Source organism: Citrobacter sp. CK198, from assembly GCF_030333295.1.
GTDB lineage: Bacteria > Pseudomonadota > Gammaproteobacteria > Enterobacterales > Enterobacteriaceae > Citrobacter_B > Citrobacter_B koseri.
Genome location: NZ_JAOWGE010000035.1, coordinates 665,951 through 686,612 on the forward strand (window position 1 = coordinate 665,951; position 20,662 = coordinate 686,612).

At 54.9% G+C, this 20,662-nt stretch carries 15 protein-coding genes; 6 read left to right on the plus strand and 9 right to left on the minus strand.

Annotation, left to right across the window (positions count from 1 at the left end; all coding sequences use genetic code 11):
- Positions 1-18 precede the first annotated feature (18 nt).
- Together yjbE and pgi are read right to left on the minus strand one after the other, a co-directional pair.
- Entirely contained in the window at positions 19-261 is a 243-nt protein-coding gene (yjbE, locus tag OGY62_RS20925; protein ID WP_012134661.1) for an exopolysaccharide production protein YjbE, read from the minus strand.
- A gap of 459 nt (positions 262-720) precedes the next feature.
- The gene (gene pgi, locus OGY62_RS20930; protein WP_012134663.1) at positions 721-2,370 is read right to left on the minus strand and encodes a glucose-6-phosphate isomerase; all 1,650 of its coding nucleotides are present in this window, start codon (positions 2,368-2,370) and stop codon (positions 721-723) included.
- Between the two features lie 305 nt (positions 2,371-2,675).
- Here pgi and lysC point away from each other — a divergent pair, with 305 nt between their 5' ends.
- The 3 genes from lysC (at position 2,676) to OGY62_RS20945 (ending at position 5,471) form a co-directional block, all read left to right on the plus strand.
- The gene (lysC, locus tag OGY62_RS20935) at positions 2,676-4,037 is read left to right on the plus strand and encodes a lysine-sensitive aspartokinase 3 (RefSeq protein ID WP_286460491.1); all 1,362 of its coding nucleotides are present in this window, start codon (positions 2,676-2,678) and stop codon (positions 4,035-4,037) included.
- A 92-nt stretch (positions 4,038-4,129) separates the two neighbouring features.
- Positions 4,130-5,068: a ketopantoate/pantoate/pantothenate transporter PanS gene (gene panS, locus OGY62_RS20940; RefSeq protein ID WP_047459702.1), complete on the plus strand. Its 939-nt coding sequence runs from the start codon at positions 4,130-4,132 to the stop codon at positions 5,066-5,068.
- Positions 5,069-5,198: 130 nt separating this feature from the next.
- Complete coding sequence (locus OGY62_RS20945) at positions 5,199-5,471, plus strand: YjbD family protein (protein ID WP_012134667.1); 273 nt, start codon at positions 5,199-5,201, stop codon at positions 5,469-5,471.
- Here OGY62_RS20945 and rluF read toward each other — a convergent pair.
- Positions 5,468-6,343 carry a 23S rRNA pseudouridine(2604) synthase RluF gene (gene rluF / locus OGY62_RS20950; RefSeq protein ID WP_012134668.1) on the minus strand — a complete coding sequence of 292 codons (876 nt, stop codon included), beginning with the start codon at positions 6,341-6,343 and terminating at the stop codon, positions 5,468-5,470. The two genes, OGY62_RS20945 and rluF, sit on opposite strands and share 4 nt — an antisense overlap.
- Positions 6,344-6,570: 227 nt before the next feature.
- On the opposite strand from rluF, the gene pepE reads away from it, so the two are divergent.
- Entirely contained in the window at positions 6,571-7,260 is a 690-nt protein-coding gene (gene pepE / locus OGY62_RS20955; protein WP_012134669.1) for a dipeptidase PepE, read from the plus strand.
- A 116-nt stretch (positions 7,261-7,376) separates the two neighbouring features.
- On the opposite strand, the gene OGY62_RS20960 is transcribed toward pepE, so the two are convergent.
- Together OGY62_RS20960 and metH are read right to left on the minus strand one after the other, a co-directional pair.
- Positions 7,377-9,008, minus strand: a complete 1,632-nt coding sequence (locus OGY62_RS20960; RefSeq protein WP_024130841.1) for a Na/Pi cotransporter family protein — start codon at positions 9,006-9,008, stop codon at positions 7,377-7,379.
- Between the two features lie 210 nt (positions 9,009-9,218).
- On the minus strand, positions 9,219-12,902 hold the full coding sequence (gene metH, locus OGY62_RS20965; protein ID WP_286460492.1) for a methionine synthase: 3,684 nt from the start codon (positions 12,900-12,902) through the stop codon (positions 9,219-9,221).
- Between the two features lie 197 nt (positions 12,903-13,099).
- Here metH and iclR point away from each other — a divergent pair, with 197 nt between their 5' ends.
- Positions 13,100-13,924: a glyoxylate bypass operon transcriptional repressor IclR gene (gene iclR, locus OGY62_RS20970; protein WP_047459716.1), complete on the plus strand. Its 825-nt coding sequence runs from the start codon at positions 13,100-13,102 to the stop codon at positions 13,922-13,924.
- Between the two features lie 83 nt (positions 13,925-14,007).
- On the opposite strand, the gene aceK is transcribed toward iclR, so the two are convergent.
- From aceK to metA, 4 genes are all read right to left on the minus strand, one after another.
- Positions 14,008-15,735 (minus strand): bifunctional isocitrate dehydrogenase kinase/phosphatase, encoded by a 1,728-nt coding sequence (aceK, locus tag OGY62_RS20975; protein WP_115615260.1) that lies wholly within the window; start codon positions 15,733-15,735, stop codon positions 14,008-14,010.
- Positions 15,736-15,832: 97 nt separating this feature from the next.
- Positions 15,833-17,137 (minus strand): isocitrate lyase, encoded by a 1,305-nt coding sequence (aceA, locus tag OGY62_RS20980; protein WP_115626198.1) that lies wholly within the window; start codon positions 17,135-17,137, stop codon positions 15,833-15,835.
- Between the two features lie 31 nt (positions 17,138-17,168).
- On the minus strand, positions 17,169-18,770 hold the full coding sequence (gene aceB, locus OGY62_RS20985; RefSeq protein WP_286460493.1) for a malate synthase A: 1,602 nt from the start codon (positions 18,768-18,770) through the stop codon (positions 17,169-17,171).
- Between the two features lie 268 nt (positions 18,771-19,038).
- A complete protein-coding gene (gene metA / locus OGY62_RS20990; RefSeq protein ID WP_012134677.1) occupies positions 19,039-19,968 on the minus strand; it encodes a homoserine O-acetyltransferase MetA in 930 nt (309 codons plus the stop codon).
- A gap of 156 nt (positions 19,969-20,124) precedes the next feature.
- Here metA and OGY62_RS20995 point away from each other — a divergent pair, with 156 nt between their 5' ends.
- Positions 20,125-20,571, plus strand: a complete 447-nt coding sequence (locus tag OGY62_RS20995; protein WP_049010140.1) for an acetyltransferase — start codon at positions 20,125-20,127, stop codon at positions 20,569-20,571.
- Positions 20,572-20,662: the final 91 nt, after the last annotated feature.

A 20,662-nucleotide genomic window follows, 5' to 3' on the forward strand; every position in this document is an offset into this window, starting at 1 on the left:
TGATTAAACGTACCGGTGTTACTGGGTACTGGTGGTTGTGGTGGTAGTGGTTCCGGTATTAGAACCATCGCCACCGCCGGTCGCCGCCAGAGCGACGCCCACCGCCGAGCTTACGGTGCTGACGCTGGTCGCGGAGGAACTTCCCGCTGATACCGACGTCGCCGCCGACCCTGCTGCTTCACCCACCTGAACGGGGGCGGCCCAGACAGAAGTCGCCGCAAGCGCAGATATGGCAAAAATGCCATACAGAGCTTTTTTCATCACAATATCCCTTCATTGAATGAATGGAGATTTACCCGAAAAACGATTCAGGCGGGATCGAGTATACACAACTAAAGCATGTGGATTGCGACAGGTCTAAATAGCGAGGCGGTTTTAGGATAATTAAACTTTTGGCTGGAATGGCATTTATATGCTAATTAAATACCTTTTAAAAACATCATATTAAAATAAAACAATGCAATATTTATTATCCGTATACTCTGAAAATAACACCGAGTAACTTATGGGTTATTCATTATTTTAGGATTAAGCTCAATATAAATTTTTGCGGAATAGCACAGACAACCGGAATTATCTTATAAAAAAAGCCGATAATAATATCGGCTCTAATTACAGATATATCACTTTTCTGCCGGATGGCGGCGGAACGCCTTATCCGGCCTACAGGACGCACCATTTGTAGGCCCGGTAAGCGTAGCGCCACCGGGCGTTACGCCATCAGGCACGCCATGCTTTATAACGGTTAATCAGACCGTTAGTTGAACTGTCATGGCTGGAAATCGCTTTATCATCACCCAGTTCCGGCAGGATACGGTTAGCCAGCTGTTTACCCAGCTCAACGCCCCACTGATCGAAGGTGAAGATGTTCAGGATCGCGCCCTGAGTGAAGATTTTGTGCTCATACAGCGCAATCAACGCCCCCAGGCTAAACGGCGTAATTTCACGCAGTAGGATGGAGTTCGTCGGGCGGTTGCCTTCGAACACTTTGAACGGCACCACATGCTCAAGCTGAGACGGATCTTTCCCCTGATCGCGATATTCCTGCTCAACCACCTCACGGGATTTGCCGAACGCCAGCGCTTCGGTCTGAGCGAAGAAGTTAGACAGCAGTTTCTGATGGTGATCGGACAACGGGTTATGGGTTATCGCCGGGGCGATAAAGTCGCAAGGCACCATCTTCGTCCCCTGGTGAATCAGCTGGTAGAACGCGTGCTGGCCGTTGGTGCCCGGCTCACCCCAGATGATTGGGCCAGTCTGGTAGTCTACGGCATTGCCGTTACGGTCAACATACTTGCCGTTGGACTCCATATTGCCCTGCTGGAAGTAGGCCGCAAAACGGTGCATATACTGGTCGTACGGCAGAATCGCTTCGGTTTCTGCGCCAAAGAAGTTGTTGTACCAGATACCGATCAGCGCCAGCAGCACCGGCAGGTTTTTCTCAGCCGGTGTTGTGGAGAAGTGTTTATCCATCGCATGCGCGCCGGACAGCAGTTCAACGAAGTTGTCAAAGCCGACAGACAGGATGATAGACAGGCCAATCGCCGACCACAGAGAGTAACGACCGCCGACCCAGTCCCAGAACTCGAACATGTTGGCGGTGTCGATACCAAACTCACCCACCGCTTTTGCATTAGTGGAAAGCGCCGCAAAGTGTTTCGCGACGTGTTTTTCATCATTTGCGGTGCTCAGGAACCAGTCGCGCGCGCTGTGGGCGTTGGTCATGGTTTCCTGCGTTGTGAAGGTTTTAGACGCCACCAGGAACAGGGTGGTTTCCGGGTTTACTTTCTTCAGCACTTCGGCGATGTGGGTGCCATCGACGTTAGACACAAAGTGCATATTCAGATGGTTTTTGTACGGGCGCAGCGCTTCAGTCACCATGAACGGCCCCAGGTCGGAACCACCGATACCGATGTTGACCACGTCAGTGATCGCTTTACCGGTGTAACCTTTCCATTGACCTGAAATAATCGCTTCAGAGAAGGCTTTCATCTTCTCCAGCACCGCATTCACTTCCGGCATCACATCTTTGCCGTCAACGATAATCGGGGTATTGCTACGGTTACGCAGCGCAACGTGCAGCACGGCACGGTCTTCGGTACGGTTGATTTTTTCGCCAGAGAACATGGACTTAATCGCACCGGCCAGATCGGTCTCTTTCGCCAGATCCTGCAATTTCGCCAGCGTCTCTTCGGTGATGCGGTTTTTAGAGAAATCCACCAGCATCAAATCGTCAAACGTCGCGGAAAATCGGGTAAAACGGTCGCTATCTTTCGCGAAAAGATCCGCGATAGTAACGTCCTTCATGTCGTCGTAGTGTTTTTGTAGTGCCTGCCAGGCAGAAGTCTGCGTCGGATTGATGTTTTTCATTAGCAATACTCTTCTGATTTGAGAATTGTGACTGAGATCGATTGTAACGCCAGTCACAAAAAAGTGTGATTGTTTTAGTGCCGTTAGCCCGAACGCGAATCAAACGCGGATAAAAAGCAGCAAAAAGTATAGTCGTTATAAGCACTGTTACTGAGGGCTAAGACAGCATAAAAAATCCGCATAATCCCGGCGTTGACAGTCCCAGCCACACATTTTATTTATAAATACGGTATTTGCGCCTGCACCGGTTTCTGTTCTGCCCTTGTGCCATGGTCGCTTTTTTCATTCCCTGACACGAGGTTGATATGACAACTGCTGTTTCCCCGCTCGTCGTCGCCAAATTTGGCGGAACCAGCGTCGCCGATTTTGACGCCATGAACCGTAGCGCCGACGTGGTGCTTTCCGATGCTAACGCACGCTTAGTGGTGCTTTCCGCCTCTGCGGGCGTCACCAATCTGCTGGTAGCGCTGGCAGAAGGGCTGGAACCGTCAGAGCGCTTCGAAAAACTCGACGCCATCCGTAAAATTCAGTTCGATATTCTGGAGCGTCTGCGTTACCCGAACGTTATCCGCGAAGAGATCGAGCGTCTGCTGGAAAACATTACCACGCTTGCCGAAGCGGCTTCACTGGCGACGTCAATGGCCCTGACCGACGAGCTGGTGAGCCACGGCGAGCTGATGTCCACCCTGCTGTTTGTGGAGATCCTGCGCGAGCGCAATATTCAGGCGCAGTGGTTTGACGTGCGTAAGGTGATGCGCACCAGCGATCGTTTTGGCCGCGCGGAACCGGATATCGCAGCGCTGTCGGAGCTGGCCACGCTACAGCTTGCCCCACGCCTGGCAGAGGGTCTGGTCATCACCCAGGGATTTATCGGCAGCGAAAGCAAAGGCCGCACAACGACGCTGGGACGCGGCGGCAGCGACTACACGGCGGCGCTGCTTGCAGAAGCGCTGCACGCGGCGCGCGTCGATATCTGGACGGATGTGCCGGGCATCTACACCACCGACCCGCGCGTGGTGCCTGCCGCGCAGCGTATTGATGAAATCGCCTTTGAAGAAGCGGCGGAAATGGCGACCTTTGGCGCGAAGGTGCTGCACCCTGCAACGCTGCTGCCCGCCGTACGCAGCGATATCCCGGTTTTCGTCGGCTCCAGTAAGGATCCAAAAGCGGGCGGGACGCTGGTATGCAATAAAACCCAAAACCCACCGCTCTTCCGCGCGCTGGCGCTGCGTCGCAAACAGACGCTGTTAACGCTGCACAGCCTGAATATGCTGCATTCGCGTGGTTTCCTGGCGGAAGTGTTCGGCATTCTGGCGCGGCACAATATCTCCGTAGATTTAATCACCACCTCGGAAGTGAGCGTGGCGCTGACGCTGGATACCACCGGTTCCACTTCAACGGGCGACACGCTGCTGACGCAGTCTTTGCTGATGGAGCTTTCCGCGCTATGCCGGGTAGAAGTGGAAGAAAATCTCGCGCTGGTCGCGCTGATTGGCAACGATCTGTCTAAAGCCTGCGGCGTCGGTAAAGAGGTGTTTGGCGTACTGGAGCCGTTCAATATTCGCATGATTTGCTATGGCGCATCCAGCCATAACCTCTGTTTCCTGGTGCCTGGCGCCGAAGCGGAGCAGGTCGTGCAGAAGCTTCATCATAATTTGTTTGAATAAAATTTCCTCACGCGATAAATAATACCTATAGCCGGGCTCGAACCCGGCTTTTTTATAACTAAACAACACGACAATACTGCAAGGAATTTATTATGTTATCCGTTATCACCCGGCTGTTCCCGTTATGGGCGCTGCTGCTCTCTGTTATTGCGTATTACACGCCATCGACCTTCACCCCCATTGGCTCGTGGGTGACCACGCTGCTGATGCTGATTATGTTCGGCATGGGCGTACACCTTAAGCTCGACGACTTTAAACGCGTGCTTTCCCGCCCGGCGCCTGTCGCTGCCGGTATTTTCCTGCATTATCTGGTGATGCCGCTCGCCGCCTGGCTACTGGCGATACTGTTTAACATGCCGCCGGATCTCTCTGCCGGGATGGTACTGGTGGGCAGCGTCGCCAGCGGAACGGCATCTAACGTCATGATCTATCTGGCGAAAGGGGATGTGGCGCTTTCGGTTACTATCTCATCGGTTTCCACGCTGGTTGGCGTGGTCGCGACACCGCTACTGACGCGCCTGTATGTGGATGCGCATATTCAGGTGGATGTGATGGGGATGCTGCTCAGCATTTTACAGATCGTCGTGGTTCCAATCGCGCTTGGGCTGGTCATTCACCACCTGTTTCCTCGCGTGGTAAAAACCGTGGAGCCTTATCTGCCTGCGTTCTCAATGGTGTGCATTCTGGCGATCATCAGCGCAGTGGTGGCCGGTTCCGCCTCGCATATCGCATCCGTTGGTTTTGTGGTGATTGTGGCGGTGATCCTGCACAACACCATTGGTCTGCTCGGCGGTTACTGGGGCGGTCGCCTGTTTGGCTTTGATGAGTCCACCTGCCGCACGCTGGCGATTGAAGTTGGAATGCAGAACTCCGGCCTTGCGGCGGCGCTCGGTAAAATTTACTTCTCTCCGCTGGCCGCGCTCCCCGGCGCGCTGTTCTCGGTCTGGCATAACCTCTCCGGCTCACTGCTGGCCGGTTACTGGTCAGGCAAGCCGATTGCCGAGAAGCCGCGTGATAGGGTGAAGGTGTAGACCTGATAAGCGTAGCGCCATCAGGCGCAATCCGTGCACGTCGCCGGATGGTGGCTAACGCCTTATCCGGCCTACACAGCCTCTGCACTTTGCCGTACACTGGGTTATCTGACTGACCGAGGGTACATTTATGGCACTCCCACGCATCACCCAAAAAGAGATGACCGAGCGCGAGCAGCGTGAACTGAAAACGCTGCTCGACCGCGCGCGCATTGCACATGGCCGTCCGCTCACGAATGCGGAAACCAACAGCGTGAAAAAGGAGTACATTGATAAGTTAATGGCGCTGCGCGAAGCAGAGGCCAAAAAAGCCCGCCAGTTGAAGAAAAAGCAGGCTTATAAACCAGATACTGAGGCGTCGTTTTCCTGGTCGGCCAATACGCCGACGCGCGGCAGACGTTAACGCCCTTTCTTCTTCCGCCCCGGCGAGGTAAAGCGTTTTCCGTTTGACGCCGGGCGCGCTTTCTCATTGGTTTTTTCGATTTTCACCACCGGACGCTTAATACCCGCCGTTTTCGGCTTCGCTTTCGCCTTCGACGTCGGTTTGGCTTCTGATGAAGAGTTTTCGATCAGCTTAAACAGAGCGATGAGTTCGTCATCCGTCAGATCCCGCCACTCGCCGGGCGGCAGACCGGATAAACTCACGTTCATAATGCGCGTGCGTTCGAGTTTCGTCACTTCATAGCCAAAGTGCTCGCACATGCGGCGGATCTGGCGGTTCAGCCCCTGAATCAGGGTAATGCGGAAAACAAACGGCGCTTCCTTCTTCACCTTGCACTTTTTGGTCACCGTGCCGAGGATCGGGACGCCTGCGCCCATACCGCGAATAAAGTCATCCGTTACCGGCTTATCAACCGTGACCAGATACTCTTTCTCGTGATCGTTACCGGCACGGAGGATTTTGTTGACCAGATCGCCGTGATTGGTAAGAAAGATAAGCCCCTGGGAGTCTTTATCCAGGCGGCCAATCGGGAAAATACGTTTGCTATGGTTCACGAAGTCCACGATGTTATCGCGTTCGCTGTCTTCCGTGGTACTGACAATCCCTACCGGCTTGTTCAGCGCGATAAAGACCAGATCTTCCGCTTCGCGCGGCTCAATCAACCGACCATTCACCTTCACCACGTCGCCTGGCATCACCTGATCGCCAATGGTGGCGCGTTTGCCATTAATGAAGACATTCCCTTGTTCAATGTAGCGATCCGCCTCGCGACGCGAGCAAATTCCGCTTTCACTGATGTATTTATTTAATCGGACAGATGAGTCGGGCAGCATAAATTCTCCTGTAAAAGCGAAATATACCGCACCTTGCGGTCAGGGAAAAAGCGTCGAATGACAGGAGTGCGGCTCACCGCTGATCATAAAGTCGATGACATCACGAAATCCCCCTGCGAGACGCGTTCCAGAATATCGATAACCACATCGTGAGCCACATCAGCAAGCGGTAAGATGAGCGGTGGTAGCATCACGGATGTTTTTACTTTTTGATTACTGGAGATGTCATGGAACTGCTGTTATTGAGTAACTCCACTCTGCCGGGAAAAGCCTGGCTGGAACACGCGCTGCCGCTGGTGGCGGAACAACTGCATGGCCGCCGTTCAGCGGTGTTTCTCCCGTTTGCTGGCGTCACGCAAACCTGGGACGATTACACAGCGAAAACCGCCGCAGTCCTTGCGCCGCTCGGCGTTTCAGTGACCGGTATTCATAGCGTTGCCGATCCGGTCGCAGCGATTGCCGATGCGGAAGTGGTGATTGTCGGCGGTGGGAACACTTTCCAGTTGCTAAAAGAGAGCCGTGAACGTGGGCTGCTGGCGCCCATCGTGGCTGCCGTTAAGCGTGGCGCGTTGTATATCGGCTGGAGCGCGGGCGCGAACCTTGCCTGTCCGACCATTCGCACCACCAACGATATGCCAATCGTTGACCCACAAGGATTTGATGCGCTGGGTCTGTTCCCGTTGCAGATTAACCCGCACTTCACTAACGCGTTGCCGGAAGGTCACAAAGGCGAAACCCGCGAACAGCGTATTCGCGAGCTGCTGGTGGTCGCGCCGGAGTTAACGGTGATAGGCCTGCCGGAAGGCAACTGGATTCAGGTGAGTAAGGGGCAGGCGACGCTCGGCGGCCCGAACACGACGTATGTGTTCAACGCGGGTGAAGAAGCGGTTCCTCTTGAAGCCGGCCATCGCTTCTGATTGTCGCCATGTAGAATGTAAAATGCCTGATGGCGCTACGCTTATCAGGCCTACAGGATAGTGCTTATAACGTAGGCCGGATAAGGCGTTTCACGCCGCCATCCGGCAATCAGCAATCAATAGTCATCCCGCTCGTCGTCTTCATCCGGCTGCTCCAGCACGCTGTAAGCCACCGAACAAAACAGCGAATTCAGGCGTTGCATATCGCCCAGCAGTCCCAGATGCAATGAGCTGGTTTCGATGCTCTGTACGTTCTGCTGATGCAGGCGATCCACATGCGCATGTGAATAACGACGATTGAGAATACGGAAACGATGTTTGCTGCGACGCAAACGTCGGGCGCTGGTGACGTCGCCGGAGAAAAACACCGACATCGCCAGTTGCAGGTTGCTGAGTAACTGATCATACAGCGCATCCAGCTCTTTCAGCCCTTCAATGGAAAACGCCCGCCGCGCCGCCAGCGACTTGTCGGCAATCTCGCTGCCCATCCGTTCGACGATATCTGAGGCCTGCTCCAGGTTCAGGGACATCTCGATGATTTCCGCCCAGCGCCGCGACTCTTCCTCCGCCAGTTCCTCTTTCGGCATCCGCGCCAGATAGAGTTTGATGGCGGTGTAAAGCACGTTGATATCATCCGCCAGCTTGCGCAACTCTTTCTCTTCGCGCGGCTCGCCGTGCATCACCTTTTTCAGACCTTCCATCATCTGCTCCATCGCATCACCAATGCGCAGCGCTTCCCGGGCGGCATTGGCCAGCGCGAGCGTTGGCGTGTCCAGCGCGCTGACATCCAGATGTTTAGGCTTCAGATGGGCATCCAGTTCCGGTTCATCGCGGATAATACGTTTACAGAAACGCGCCATCGGTTCGGCGAACGGAATCATCACCAGACACCGCGCCAGGTTGTAAAAAACGTGGAAGTAGATAACCAGTTCGGATTTTGGCAGCGGTAACGCATCCATCGTATCGGCCAGCACATGGACAAACGGCAGGATAATCAGGCTGCCCACCAGCTTAAACAGCAGACTGCCCAGCGCCACGCGGCGAGCGGCGGCATTGGCTGCGCTGTTGTTGAGCATCGCCAGCAGGCCGGAACCGAGGTTGGCGCCGATGACCAGGCACAACGCGACCGGGAACGATATGATGCCCGCCGCCGTCAGCGTGGCCGTCAGCAGGACGGCTGCCAGGCTGGAATAGCTGATGATGGCAAACATGGCGCCAATCAGCGCATCCAGCATGATGTCGCCGGTCAGCGAGGCGAAGATGACCTGTACGCCATTCGCCTGAGTAATCGGCGTCACCGCCTGCACAATCAGCTCCAGCGCCAGCAGTATCAGGCCAAGACCGATCCCCACTCGCCCCAGTTGTCCGGCGCGTGACTGCTTACGCCCCAAAAAGAAGATAACGCCGATGAAAATCAGCAGCGGCGATAACCATGACAAATCAAAGGTAAGGATACGCGCCATCAGCGCGGTCCCAACGTCGGCCCCCAACACAATCACCAGTGCAGGCGTCAGGGCGACCAGATCCTGGGCGACAAATGACGTCACCAGCATAGTCGTGGCGTTACTGCTTTGCACCAGCGCAGTAACGCCGATACCCGCGCAGAAGGCGAGCGGTTTCTTTTCAACACTGCGGCTGAGAACGGTACGCAGACGAGCGCCGAAAACGCGCATCACGCCGGTACGCACAATATGGGTGCCCCACACCAGCAGGGCAACAGCAGAAAGCAGGTGTAGCAGAGTTAACACAGAATCAGGTACTCCTTATCATTATTATGATGTTCAGCCTTTTTACCGGATGGCGTACGGGGATATTTGTAGGCCGGATAGGCGTTTACGCCGCCATCCGGCAAGCAGCCCCGTGAACCTTCTTCCAGTATAAGGGTTTCAAAACAATAAAGAGACAGGGCGCCCGATGAGCACCCTGTTTGTTGTAAGGAAAAATGACAGTTTTATGAACTAGTCGGCATCATAGCCCAGGTTGGAGGCCAACCAGCGCTCCACCTCTGCGACCGTCATCCCTTTACGCTGCGCATAATCCTCCACCTGATCGCGCTGTATTTGCGCGACGGTGTAGTACTTGCTGTCAGGATGGCTGAAGTACCAACCGGAAACGGAAGCGCCCGGCCACATGGCGTAAGATTCGGTCAGCTTCATGCCGGTGTGTTTTTCCACGTCCAGCAGTTGCCAGATGGTGCCCTTCTCAGTGTGCTCCGGGCAGGCCGGATAGCCTGGCGCCGGACGAATCCCCTGATAGTTTTCGCGGATCAGCTCCTCGTTGCTGAGGTTCTCATTCGCCGCATAGCCCCAGTAAACTTTACGCACCCGCTCATGCAGGTATTCCGCAAAGGCTTCCGCCAGACGGTCGGCGATCGCTTTGACCATAATCTTGTTGTAATCATCATGCTGCGCCTCGAATGCCTCTGCCAGCGCATCCTCTTCCAGACCGCCCGTGACGGCGAAGGCGCCGATGTAATCCTCTTTGCCGCTCTGTTTCGGCGCAACAAAGTCAGACAGGCAATAGTTGGCGAAACCCACCTTCTCCGTTTGCTGACGCAGATGATGGCTGACCGCCAGCACATGGGTACGCGTCTCATCGCGGTAAATTTCGATATCATCACCCACACGGTTTGCCGGGAACAGCCCCACCACGCCACGCGGATTGAGCGTCTTCTCCGCACTCAGTTTATCCAGCATGTCGTTGGCGTCTTTAAACAGGCGTTTCGCTTCTTCGCCTACCACCTCGTCTTCGAGAATGCGCGGATATTTCCCGGCCAGCGACCAGGTCATAAAGAACGGCGTCCAGTCGATGTAGTTGCGCAGCGTTTCGATACTGGCCTCAACGTCCTGCACGCCCAGACGGTGAGCGACAGGCGGTGTATAGCTTTCCCAGTCAAATGCCAGGTCATTATCACGCGCGACGGCCAGCGTCACCGGCGGCGTGCGCGGTTTCTTGCGCGCATGCTGGATGCGCACGGTTTCATACTCTTTACGGGTACGGGCGACAAACTCATCGTGCTGGGTTTCAGACAGCAACGCCGCCACGACGCCCACGGTACGCGAGGCGTTCTGGACATAGACCGTCGGGCCGCTGTAGTTCTGCTCAATCTTCACCGCCGTGTGCGCTTTAGACGTGGTCGCGCCGCCAATCAGCAGCGGGATGGTGAAGCCCTGACGTTCCATCTCCTTCGCCACGTTGACCATTTCATCCAGCGACGGGGTAATCAGGCCGGAGAGACCAATCAAATCCGCATTCACTTCCTTTGCGGTTTTGAGGATTTTTTCTGCCGGCACCATAACGCCAAGATCGATGATTTCATAGTTGTTGCACTGTAAAACGACGCCAACAATGTTTTTGCCAATGTCATGCACGTCGCCCTTCACGGTGGCGATAACCATTTTACCGTTGCTGGAACCCTGCTCTTTGCTGGCTTCAATAAACGGTTCCAGATACGCCACCGCCTGCTTCATGACGCGGGCCGATTTCACCACCTGCGGCAGGAACATTTTGCCTTCGCCGAACAGGTCGCCCACCACGTTCATACCGTCCATCAGCGGCCCTTCGATAACCTCGATCGGACGCGTCGCCTGCTGACGGGCTTCTTCGGTATCCTGTTCGATAAACTCGGTAATGCCTTTTACCAGCGAATACTCAAGGCGTTTTTTCACTTCCCAACTGCGCCATTCCGCCTGTTGCGCATTGGCTGAATCATCGGCTTTGCTGCCACGGTATTTTTCCGCCAGCGCCAGCAGACGCTCGGTGCTATCGTCGCGGCGATTGAGGATCACATCTTCCACCGCGTCGCGCAGTTCGGCGGGCAGGTCGTCATAAATCGCCAGTTGCCCGGCGTTGACGATCCCCATGTCCATGCCGTTACGGATGGCGTAGTAGAGGAACACCGCATGAATCGCTTCGCGCACCGGATCGTTGCCGCGAAACGAGAAGGAGACGTTAGAGACGCCGCCGGAGATCAGCGCGTGCGGCAGTTCGCGTTTGATATCTTCACAGGCGCCGATAAAGTCCTGCGCATAGTTGTTGTGCTCGTCGATGCCGGTCGCTACGGCAAAAATGTTCGGGTCAAAGATAATGTCTTCCGGCGGGAAGCCCACCTCTTTGGTGAGAATGTTGTACGCCCGGCGGCAAATCTCGATCTTACGCGCGCGGGTATCGGCCTGCCCTTGTTCATCAAAGGCCATCACCACCACCGCCGCACCATAGCGACGCAGCAGCTTCGCATGGTGGATAAAGGTTTCCACGCCCTCTTTCATCGAAATGGAGTTAACGATGCCTTTACCCTGAATGCATTTCAGCCCTTTTTCGATGACCTCCCATTTTGAGGAGTCGATCATGATCGGTACGCGGGCGATATCCGGCTCACCGGCAATCAGGTTGAGGAAGCGCACCATCGCGACTTCGGCGTCGAGCATCCCCTCATCCATGTTGATATCGATAATCTGCGCGCCGCTCTCCACCTGCTGGCGGGCGACATCCAGCGCTTCGCTGTATTTCTCTTCTTTGATCAGCCGCTTAAATTTAGCGGAACCGGTAACGTTAGTACGCTCACCCACGTTTACAAACAGGCTGTCATCGCCAATATTCAACGGCTCAAGGCCAGAGAGGCGACAGGCAACCGGAATATCGGGCAGTTTACGCGGCGCTAAACCATCAACCGCGCGGCTCATCGCGGCAATGTGTTCCGGCGTTGTCCCACAGCAGCCGCCGACAATGTTGAGAAAGCCCGACTCCGCCCACTCGCGGATCTGCTTCGCCATCGTATCAGCATCAAGATCGTATTCGCCGAAGGCGTTAGGCAGACCGGCATTCGGGTGCGCGGTGACATAGCATTCGGCAATGCGCGCCAGTTCCTGCACATACTGGCGCAGTTCATCCGGCCCCAGCGCGCAGTTAAGACCAAAGGTGAGCGCTTCGGCGTGGCGCAGCGAGTTATAAAACGCTTCGGTAGTCTGGCCGGAGAGCGTGCGCCCGGACGCATCGGTGATCGTGCCGGAGATCATAATCGGCAGCTCGACGCCCAGCGCTTCAAATTCTTCTTTCACCGCAAAAACGGCGGCTTTCGCATTCAGCGTGTCAAAGACGGTTTCAATCAGAATCAGGTCTGACCCGCCTTCCACCAGCGCTTTAGTGGATTCGCGATAGGCCGCGACCAGCTGATCGAAGGAGATATTGCGAAACGCCGGGTCATTCACGTCCGGCGAGATGGATGCGGTGCGGTTGGTTGGGCCAAGCACGCCCGCAACGTAGCGCGGTTTTTCCGGCGTGCGCGCCGTCCATTCATCGGCGCAGACGCGGGCCAGTTTCGCAGCGGTAAAGTTGATTTCCGCCGACAGGGATTCCATCTGGTAATCCGCCATCGCAATCGTCGTGGAGTTAAACGTGTTGGTTTCGATGATATCCGCACCCGCCTCAAAGTAAGCGTGATGAATCGCGGTAATCACCTCCGGCTTGCTGAGTACCAGCAGGTCGTTGTTGCCTTTCAAATCGCAGGGCCAGTCAGCAAAACGCTCGCCGCGAAAATCCTCTTCACTCAGGCGATAGCTCTGGATCATTGTCCCCATGCCACCATCCAGAACCAGAATACGTTCATCTAACTGCGCACGCAGTTGTTCAACTTTGCTGCTCACGACTTGCTCCCGACAACACTCAACCTGGACCGAAAAAAGGCCAACAAACCATACTGGCATAAACACGACAGGCGGAAAAGAGAACAACGGGCAACATGAGACATGTTCAGCTTCACTCCTCCGATCAGTGCAGGAATTCTTGCATTATATTTTAATAAAACGAAAATGATTTCCACGATACAGAAAAGGAGTCCGCCATGGTTGCCCCTGTCCCCGCGAAACGCGGTAGAAAACCCGCCGCTGCCACTGCGCCCGCAACCGGGCAGGTTCAGTCGTTGACCCGTGGCCTGAAGCTGCTGGAGTGGATTGCCGAATCCAACGGCAGCGTCGCGCTGACCGAACTGGCGCAGCAGGCGGGCCTGCCGAACTCCACGACACACCGTTTGTTGACCACCATGCAGCAGCAGGGCTTTGTGCGACAGGTGGGAGAGCTGGGCCACTGGGCCGTGGGCGCCCATGCGTTTATCGTCGGCAGCAGTTTTTTGCAGAGCCGTAATCTGCTGGCGATTGTCCATCCTATCCTGCGCAAACTGATGGAAGACTCCGGCGAGACGGTCAATCTGGCGGTGCTGGATCAGAGCGATCACCAGGCGATTATTATCGACCAGGTACAGTGCACACAGCTGATGCGCATGTCTGCGCCCATCGGCGGCAAACTGCCAATGCACGCTTCCGGCGCCGGGAAAGCGTTTCTGGCGCAACTCAGCGAAGAGCAGGTGACTGGCCTGCTGCACCGTAAAGGGCTGCATGCCTATACCCACGCCACGCTGGTGTCGCCGGTACATCTGAAAGACGACCTCGCCCAGACGCGCAAACGCGGTTATTCCTTTGATGATGAAGAGCACGCGCTTGGCCTGCGTTGCGTTGCGTCGTGCATTTACGACGAGCACCGCGAGCCGTTTGCCGCGATCTCAATTTCCGGGCCGATTTCCCGCATCACTGACGATCGTGTCACCGAGTTTGGCGCGATGGTGATTAAAGCGGCGAAAGAAGTCACGCTGGCATACGGCGGGTTTAGATAAGCAAGGCTTGCCGGATGGCGGCGCAAGCGCCTTATCCAGCCTACAGTCACGTGTAGGCCCGGTAAGCGTAGCGCCACCGGGCGTCAAGCCGCAAATCTGAAGCAAAACCGCTGTTTGCGCCGATAGGCGTAAACATCTTCCACGTGCCCTTCGCGGATACGCGTCTGTAACGCCCGCCAGTAGTCGGCGCGGAACAGGTCGGCGTGCATCTCCTCAAATAACGGCCCAATTCTTGGGTCAGCGCACAGCCAGTGGCGAAACTCTTCCGGGAAAACATCCCCTGGCGAAACGCTGTACCAGGGCTCGCTGGCCAGCTCATCTTCCGGGTAGCGCGCTTGCGGAATGTCGCGGAAATTCACTTCCGTCATATAGCAAATTTCATCGTAATCGTAGAACACCACGCGCCCGTGGCGGGTGACGCCAAAGTTTTTAAACAGCATGTCGCCGGGGAAGATGTTGGCGGCGGCAAGCTGGCGAATCGCATTGCCGTACTCTTCAATCGCGTCACGCAGTTGCTGGCCCTCCACCTGCTCCAGCCAGATATTCAGCGGCACCATACGACGCTCAATGTAGAGATGGCGAATCACTATCTGATCGCCAAGGTCGATGATTTTCTCCGGCGCCTCCTGGCGCAACAGCGTCATCAGCGCTGGCGCGATTCGCCGCTTCTCCAGCACAAAGTTCTCGAACTCCTGCGTATCGGCCATCCGCCCGACGCGATCGTGTTCTTTAACGAGTTGATAGCAGGCGCGCACATGGGCGGCCGACATCTCCTTTTGTGGGGCAAACGTATCCTTGATGATCTTAAACACCCGGTCAAAGCCCGGCAGCGTAAACACCAGCATCACCATGCCGCGAATACCGGGCGCTTCAATAAACTGCTCATCGCTGTTCGCCAGATACAGTAAATACTCGCGATAGCTCTCGGTTTTCGCATGCTTCTGACAGCCAATCGCCATGTACAGCTCGGCGGTGGTTTTACCTGGCAGGATCTCACGCAGCCACTCAACCAGCGCGGCAGGCAACGGCGCGTACACCATGAAGTAGGAACGGGCAAAACCAAACACGATACTGGCCTCAGCCGTGGTGGTCAGGCAGGTATCGACAAACAGTTCGCCTTCATCGGTGCGATGAATCGGCAGCAAAAACGGCAACGTGCCGGCTGGGGTCAGCAACTTCCCCACCAGCCAGGCGGCTTTATTGCGATAAAACAGCTCATTCGCCACCTGCAAATGGCTGCGGTGCAAAGCCTCCGCTCCGAACGCTTCCGTCAGGTGAGCAATGATGTAATGAATATCACGGCTTTTGTTTTGCCAGGGCAAACGCAGCGGTAGATCGCTGAGAATACGCGTCAACAGCGGTTCCCAGCCGTGATCGGGGAAGAAATCTTTCGCCAGCGGGCGCGGGATCGTGCGAAACCGGCGTTCAGGCTGGGAGCTAAAGATAAAAAGCCGCTCGGGAGTGAGCGAGCGGTGGTCAAATAACCGACAGTAGACGGAGTTAAAAAAGCTCTCCGCAATCTCGAAGCGCGGGTAATCCGGCAACAGCCGGGTGTAATGCTCTTTGACACGCAGTAAAAAGGCCGCATCGGTGCTTTTGCCGTCAGTAATGCAGCGCAACTGTTCCACCACCAGACCAACGTGATGATCGTAGAGGTGGATACGGCTTTTCATCGCCTGCTGCACGGCATGCCAGTCGGCCTGTTCAAAGCGCTGCTGCGCGCCGGAAGTCACTTCCAGAAATCGACCATACTGCGCGTCAAAGCCTTGCAGGATGGTTTGAGCAATCAGTAATTCCAGGCCACGCGACATGGTTTGTCCTCATCGGTTGCCGGATGGCGGAGCAAGCACCTTATCCGGCCTACGGTTCGGGGTAGGCCGGATAAGCGTAAGCGCCATCCGGCATGAATCAGAACTGCGATTCTTCAGTAGAACCCGTTAATGCCGTCACTGAGGAGGTACCGCCCTGAATAATGGTGGTCACTTTGTCGAAGTAGCCTGTCCCCACTTCCTGCTGATGGGACACGAAGGTGTAACCGTCTTTGGCCGCCGCAAATTCTGGCTGCTGAACCTTCTCAACATAGTGGCGCATGCCTTCACCCTGCGCATAGGAATGTGCCAGATCGAACATGTTGAACCACATGCTGTGGATGCCCGCCAGGGTGATGAACTGGTACTTGTAGCCCATGTCCGACAGCTGCTGCTGGAAGCTGGCGATGGTTTTATCGTCCAGGTTCTTCTGCCAGTTAAACGACGGCGAGCAGTTGTAGGCCAGCAGTTTACCCGGGTATTTCGCATGGATGGCATCGGCAAAGCGCTTCGCCAGTTCAAGGTCCGGCGTGGAGGTTTCGCACCACACCAGGTCTGCGTAAGGCGCATACGCCAGCCCACGGCTGATCGCCTGCTCAATACCGGCACGCGTGCGGAAGAAGCCTTCGCTGGTGCGTTCGCCGGTAATAAATTCACTGTCGTACGCGTCGCAGTCGGAGGTTATCAGATCTGCCGCATCCGCGTCGGTACGGGCAATCAGCAACGTCGGTACGCCCATCACGTCAGCCGCCAGACGCGCAGCCACCAGTTTCTGAATGGCTTCCTGCGTCGGCACCAGAACTTTGCCGCCCATATGGCCGCACTTCTTCACCGATGCAAGCTGATCTTCGAAGTGAACAGCCGCTGCACCGGCTTCGATCATCGATTTCATCAGTTCAAACGCGTTCAGTACGCCGCCAAAACCGGCCTCCGCATCGGCAACGATCGGCAGGAAGTAATCGACAAAGCGCGGATCGCCAGGCTCAATGCCGGATGCCCACTGGATCTGATCCGCACGACGGAAAGTGTTATTGATCCGATCCACGACCGCCGGAACAGAGTTTGCCGGGTACAGCGATTGATCCGGGTACATGCTGGAGGCCAGGTTAGCGTCCGCCGCCACCTGCCAGCCGGACAGATAGACCGCCTCAATGCCCGCTTTCGCCTGTTGCAGCGCCTGGCCGCCGGTCAGTGCGCCGAGGCTATTGACGTAGCCTTTTTTCGCGTCGCCATGCAGCAGACGCCACATTTTGGCTGCGCCAAGCTGCGCCAGCGTACATTCCGGGTTGACCGAGCCGCGTAATTTCACCACTTCCTCCGCGCTATACGGGCGACGGATGCCTTCCCAGCGCGGTTGCGTCCATTCTTTCTGTAACTCTTCGATTTGTTGGGTACGGGTTTTCATGTGCAGATGCTCCATATTGTTATGTGGTGAGTTAAGCCAGCAGGCGGTAGCCTGGCAGGGTCAAGAAATCGATCAGTTCATCAGAGGTAGTGATCTGCTCCATCAGGCGCGCGGCTTCATCAAAGCGCCCGCTGCTGAAGCGGTGCTCTCCCAGCTCATCCTGGATCACCAGCATCTCTTCGGCCAGCATCTGGCGGAATAGCGCTTTCGTGACGGGTTTGCCGTTGCTCAGGGTTTTCTCGTGATGAATCCATTGCCAGATAGAGGTACGGGAGATTTCAGCCGTTGCCGCATCTTCCATCAGGTCATAAATCGGTACGCAGCCATTACCGGAAATCCATGCTTCGATGTACTGCACCGCCACGCGAATATTGGCACGCATCCCCTCTTCGGTACGATCGCCCTCGCAGGGCGCCAGCAGCTGTTCGGCAGTAATGGGCGCATCTTCATCACGGGTAACAAACAGCTGGTTCTGGTTTTCGCCCAGCGCCTCGTTAAAGACCGTCATCGCGGTGTCCGCCAGCCCCGGGTGCGCGATCCAGGTGCCGTCATGACCGTTATTGGCTTCCAGCGCTTTGTCCGCTTTCACTTTGTTGAGCACTTGATTGTTGCGCTCGGCGTCTTTGCTCGGGATAAACGCCGCCATGCCGCCCATCGCAAATGCGCCGCGCTTGTGGCAGGTTTTGATCAACAGCCGTGAATAGGCGCTGAGGAACGGTTTATCCATCGTCACCACCTGACGGTCCGGCAGGACGCGATCCGGGTGATTTTTCAGTGTTTTGATATAGCTGAAAATGTAATCCCAGCGGCCGCAGTTAAGACCAACAATATGGTCACGCAGCGCGTGCAGGATCTCATCCATCTGGAAGACGGCAGGCAGCGTTTCAATCAGCAAGGTGGCTTTGATGGTGCCGCGCGGCAGATTAAAACGGTCTTCGGCATAGCTGAAGACTTCGCTCCACCAGGCGGCTTCCTGCCAGGCTTGAGTTTTCGGCAGGTAGAAATACGGGCCACTGCCTTTTGCCAGCAACGCTTTATAGTTGTGGAAAAAGTAGAGAGCGAAATCAAACAGGCTGCCAGGAATGGCTTCACCACGCCAGGTCACATGTTTTTCCGGCAGGTGTAAACCGCGTACGCGACAAATCAGTAACGCCGGGTCCGGCTTGAGTTGATAGATTTTCCCGGCTTCGTTGGTGTAGCTGATGGTGCCGTTCACCGCATCACGCAGGTTGATCTGACCATCAATCACTTTGCTCCACTCCGGCGCCAGTGAATCCTCAAAGTCAGCCATGAACACTTTCACGTTAGCATTCAGCGCGTTAATCACCATTTTACGTTCTACCGGGCCGGTGATTTCCACGCGACGATCCTGTAAATCGTCAGGAATGCCGCGAATTTTCCAGTCACCCTCACGAATGGAAGCGGTTTCCGAAATAAAATCAGGCAACTTACCGTCATCAATATCCTGCTGTTGCTGAATACGAGCAGCGAGGAGTTTGTTACGCTTTGGCGTAAAACGCGTCACCAGTTCGGTCAGAAACTCTACCGCTTCTGCGGTCAGAATTTGCTTCTCCTGCTCACCATGCGGCCTGGTAAAGGTCAGTTCATCGGTTGTCGTTGCCTGTTGATTCATTATGCAGCTCCTCGTCATTGATCCGAATACATCCCCAATGCGAACGAAGGATCGTTGTGTGGTTTTCGTTCAGCACAACTAAGACTACTCAATTAAATTCCAAAATCAAAAACAATTTCCATTTTTAATTTAATTATCAATTAACTTATTGATAACAATAAAAATAAAGTTTAATTACAAGATGAGCGGCATTTCAGAAATAAAAAAGGCACCCGAAGGTGCCTGTTTCAACATGCTGAAACGCTTTAGGATCGTGCGCTACAGAAGATTAATCCAGCGTTGGATTCATGTGACGCAGATCATATGGCGTGATCTGGTAGACGTAATAGTTGAGCCAGTTGGTAAACAGCAAATTACCGTGGCTGCGCCAGGTCGCGCGAGGTTTGTTTTGCGGATCGTTTTTCGGGAAATAGTTGTACGGTACATTCGGACTTAAACCTGCTTCAACATCCCGGAAATATTCACTGGCCAGCGTATGGGCATCGTACTCCGGGTGACCGGTTACAAACGCGATTCGTTTATCTTTGCTGGCGAACAGGTAGGCATCTCCATCTTCGGTTTCCGCGAGGATCTCAAGGTCGGTATAGTCCCGAATCAGCGCCGCCGGGAAGTCGGCATAGCGTGAGTGCGGAGCAAGGAATGAATCATCAAAACCACGAGTCAGTAAAGCATGAGGATGAAGGATGTGATGTTCGTAGACGCCGGAAAGTTTATCTGTGCGGGTTTGCTTCGGAATGCCATAGAGAATATTAAGCGCGGCCTGTACCGCCCAACAGACAAACAGCGTTGAGGTGACGTGATCTTTCGCCCACTCCAGCACCTGCTTAATCTGCGGCCAATACGCAACATCATTAAACTCCACCAGGCCCAGAGGTGCGCCGGTGACAATCAGCCCATCGAAGTTCTGATCGCAGATATCCTCGAAGTTACAGTAGAAGTTGTTCAGATGCTCTGCCGGTGTATTACGCGATTCACGGGCATCAATCCGCAAGAGCTGAACATCGACCTGAAGCGGTGAGTTTGACAACAGGCGCAGGAACTGGTTTTCCGTTTCGATCTTCTTCGGCATCAGGTTGAGGATAAGCACCTTCAGCGGACGAATTTCCTGACCAGAAGCGCGGGATGTCGTCATAACAAAGACGTTTTCCTCACGTAAGAAATTGACGGCGGGTAGCTCGTCCAGCACGCGAATTGGCATAACCTGATAACCTCACTACATACGTTTAAACGTTTAGACATCCAGATAGCTGAAGATACCCAGAAATTCTTCTAATGTCGAGCCTGCATGTTGAAGGTGAGAAAGTTTCACGGCGGTGTTTACGATAGAATATAAGCACAAAGAAAAGGAGATAATATGGTTATTAGCATTCGCCGATCGCGGCAGGATGAAGGGGAAAAACTGATTGCTATCTGGTGTCGTTCTGTTGATGCTACGCACCATTTTCTGTCTGCATCCTATCGGAGCGAGCTGGAAGAGCTGGTGCGTTCTTTTTTACCAGAAGCGCCGTTATGGGTGGCAGTGACAGAGCAGGATGAGCCCATCGCGTTTATGCTGCTGACCGGGCAGCACATGGATGCCCTGTTTGTCGATCCCGACGTTCGTGGCTGCGGCGTAGGGAAATTGCTGGTTGAGCATGCGTTTACGCTGGCCCCCGAGTTAACAACCAACGTTAACGAACAGAATGAACAAGCGGTTGGGTTCTACAAAAAGATGGGATTTAAAGTGACAGGACGTTCAGAGGTAGACGATCTTGGCAGACCGTATCCGTTATTGAATCTGGTTCATACGTTGGCCGGATAAGGCGCAGCTGACATCCGGCAGAACAGCGCATATATGCCGGATGGCGGTGTGAACACCTTATCCGGCCTGTAAAAACATCCCGGGTATTTTG

Excerpts from the sequence above, each read along its gene's own strand:
- aceB (WP_286460493.1), bottom strand. The coding sequence starts at position 18,770 with ATGAATCAACAGGCAACGACAACCGATGAACTGACCTTTACCAGGCCG.
- metA (WP_012134677.1), bottom strand. The coding sequence starts at position 19,968 with ATGCCAATTCGCGTGCTGGACGAGCTACCCGCCGTCAATTTCTTACGT.
- yjbE (WP_012134661.1), bottom strand. The coding sequence starts at position 261 with ATGAAAAAAGCTCTGTATGGCATTTTTGCCATATCTGCGCTTGCGGCG.
- OGY62_RS20945 (WP_012134667.1), top strand. The coding sequence starts at position 5,199 with ATGGCACTCCCACGCATCACCCAAAAAGAGATGACCGAGCGCGAGCAG.
- iclR (WP_047459716.1), top strand. The coding sequence starts at position 13,100 with ATGGTTGCCCCTGTCCCCGCGAAACGCGGTAGAAAACCCGCCGCTGCC.
- OGY62_RS20995 (WP_049010140.1), top strand. The coding sequence starts at position 20,125 with ATGGTTATTAGCATTCGCCGATCGCGGCAGGATGAAGGGGAAAAACTG.
- panS (WP_047459702.1), top strand. The coding sequence starts at position 4,130 with ATGTTATCCGTTATCACCCGGCTGTTCCCGTTATGGGCGCTGCTGCTC.
- aceK (WP_115615260.1), bottom strand. The coding sequence starts at position 15,735 with ATGTCGCGTGGCCTGGAATTACTGATTGCTCAAACCATCCTGCAAGGC.
- pepE (WP_012134669.1), top strand. The coding sequence starts at position 6,571 with ATGGAACTGCTGTTATTGAGTAACTCCACTCTGCCGGGAAAAGCCTGG.
- aceA (WP_115626198.1), bottom strand. The coding sequence starts at position 17,137 with ATGAAAACCCGTACCCAACAAATCGAAGAGTTACAGAAAGAATGGACG.
- rluF (WP_012134668.1), bottom strand. The coding sequence starts at position 6,343 with ATGCTGCCCGACTCATCTGTCCGATTAAATAAATACATCAGTGAAAGC.
- pgi (WP_012134663.1), bottom strand. The coding sequence starts at position 2,370 with ATGAAAAACATCAATCCGACGCAGACTTCTGCCTGGCAGGCACTACAA.
- lysC (WP_286460491.1), top strand. The coding sequence starts at position 2,676 with ATGACAACTGCTGTTTCCCCGCTCGTCGTCGCCAAATTTGGCGGAACC.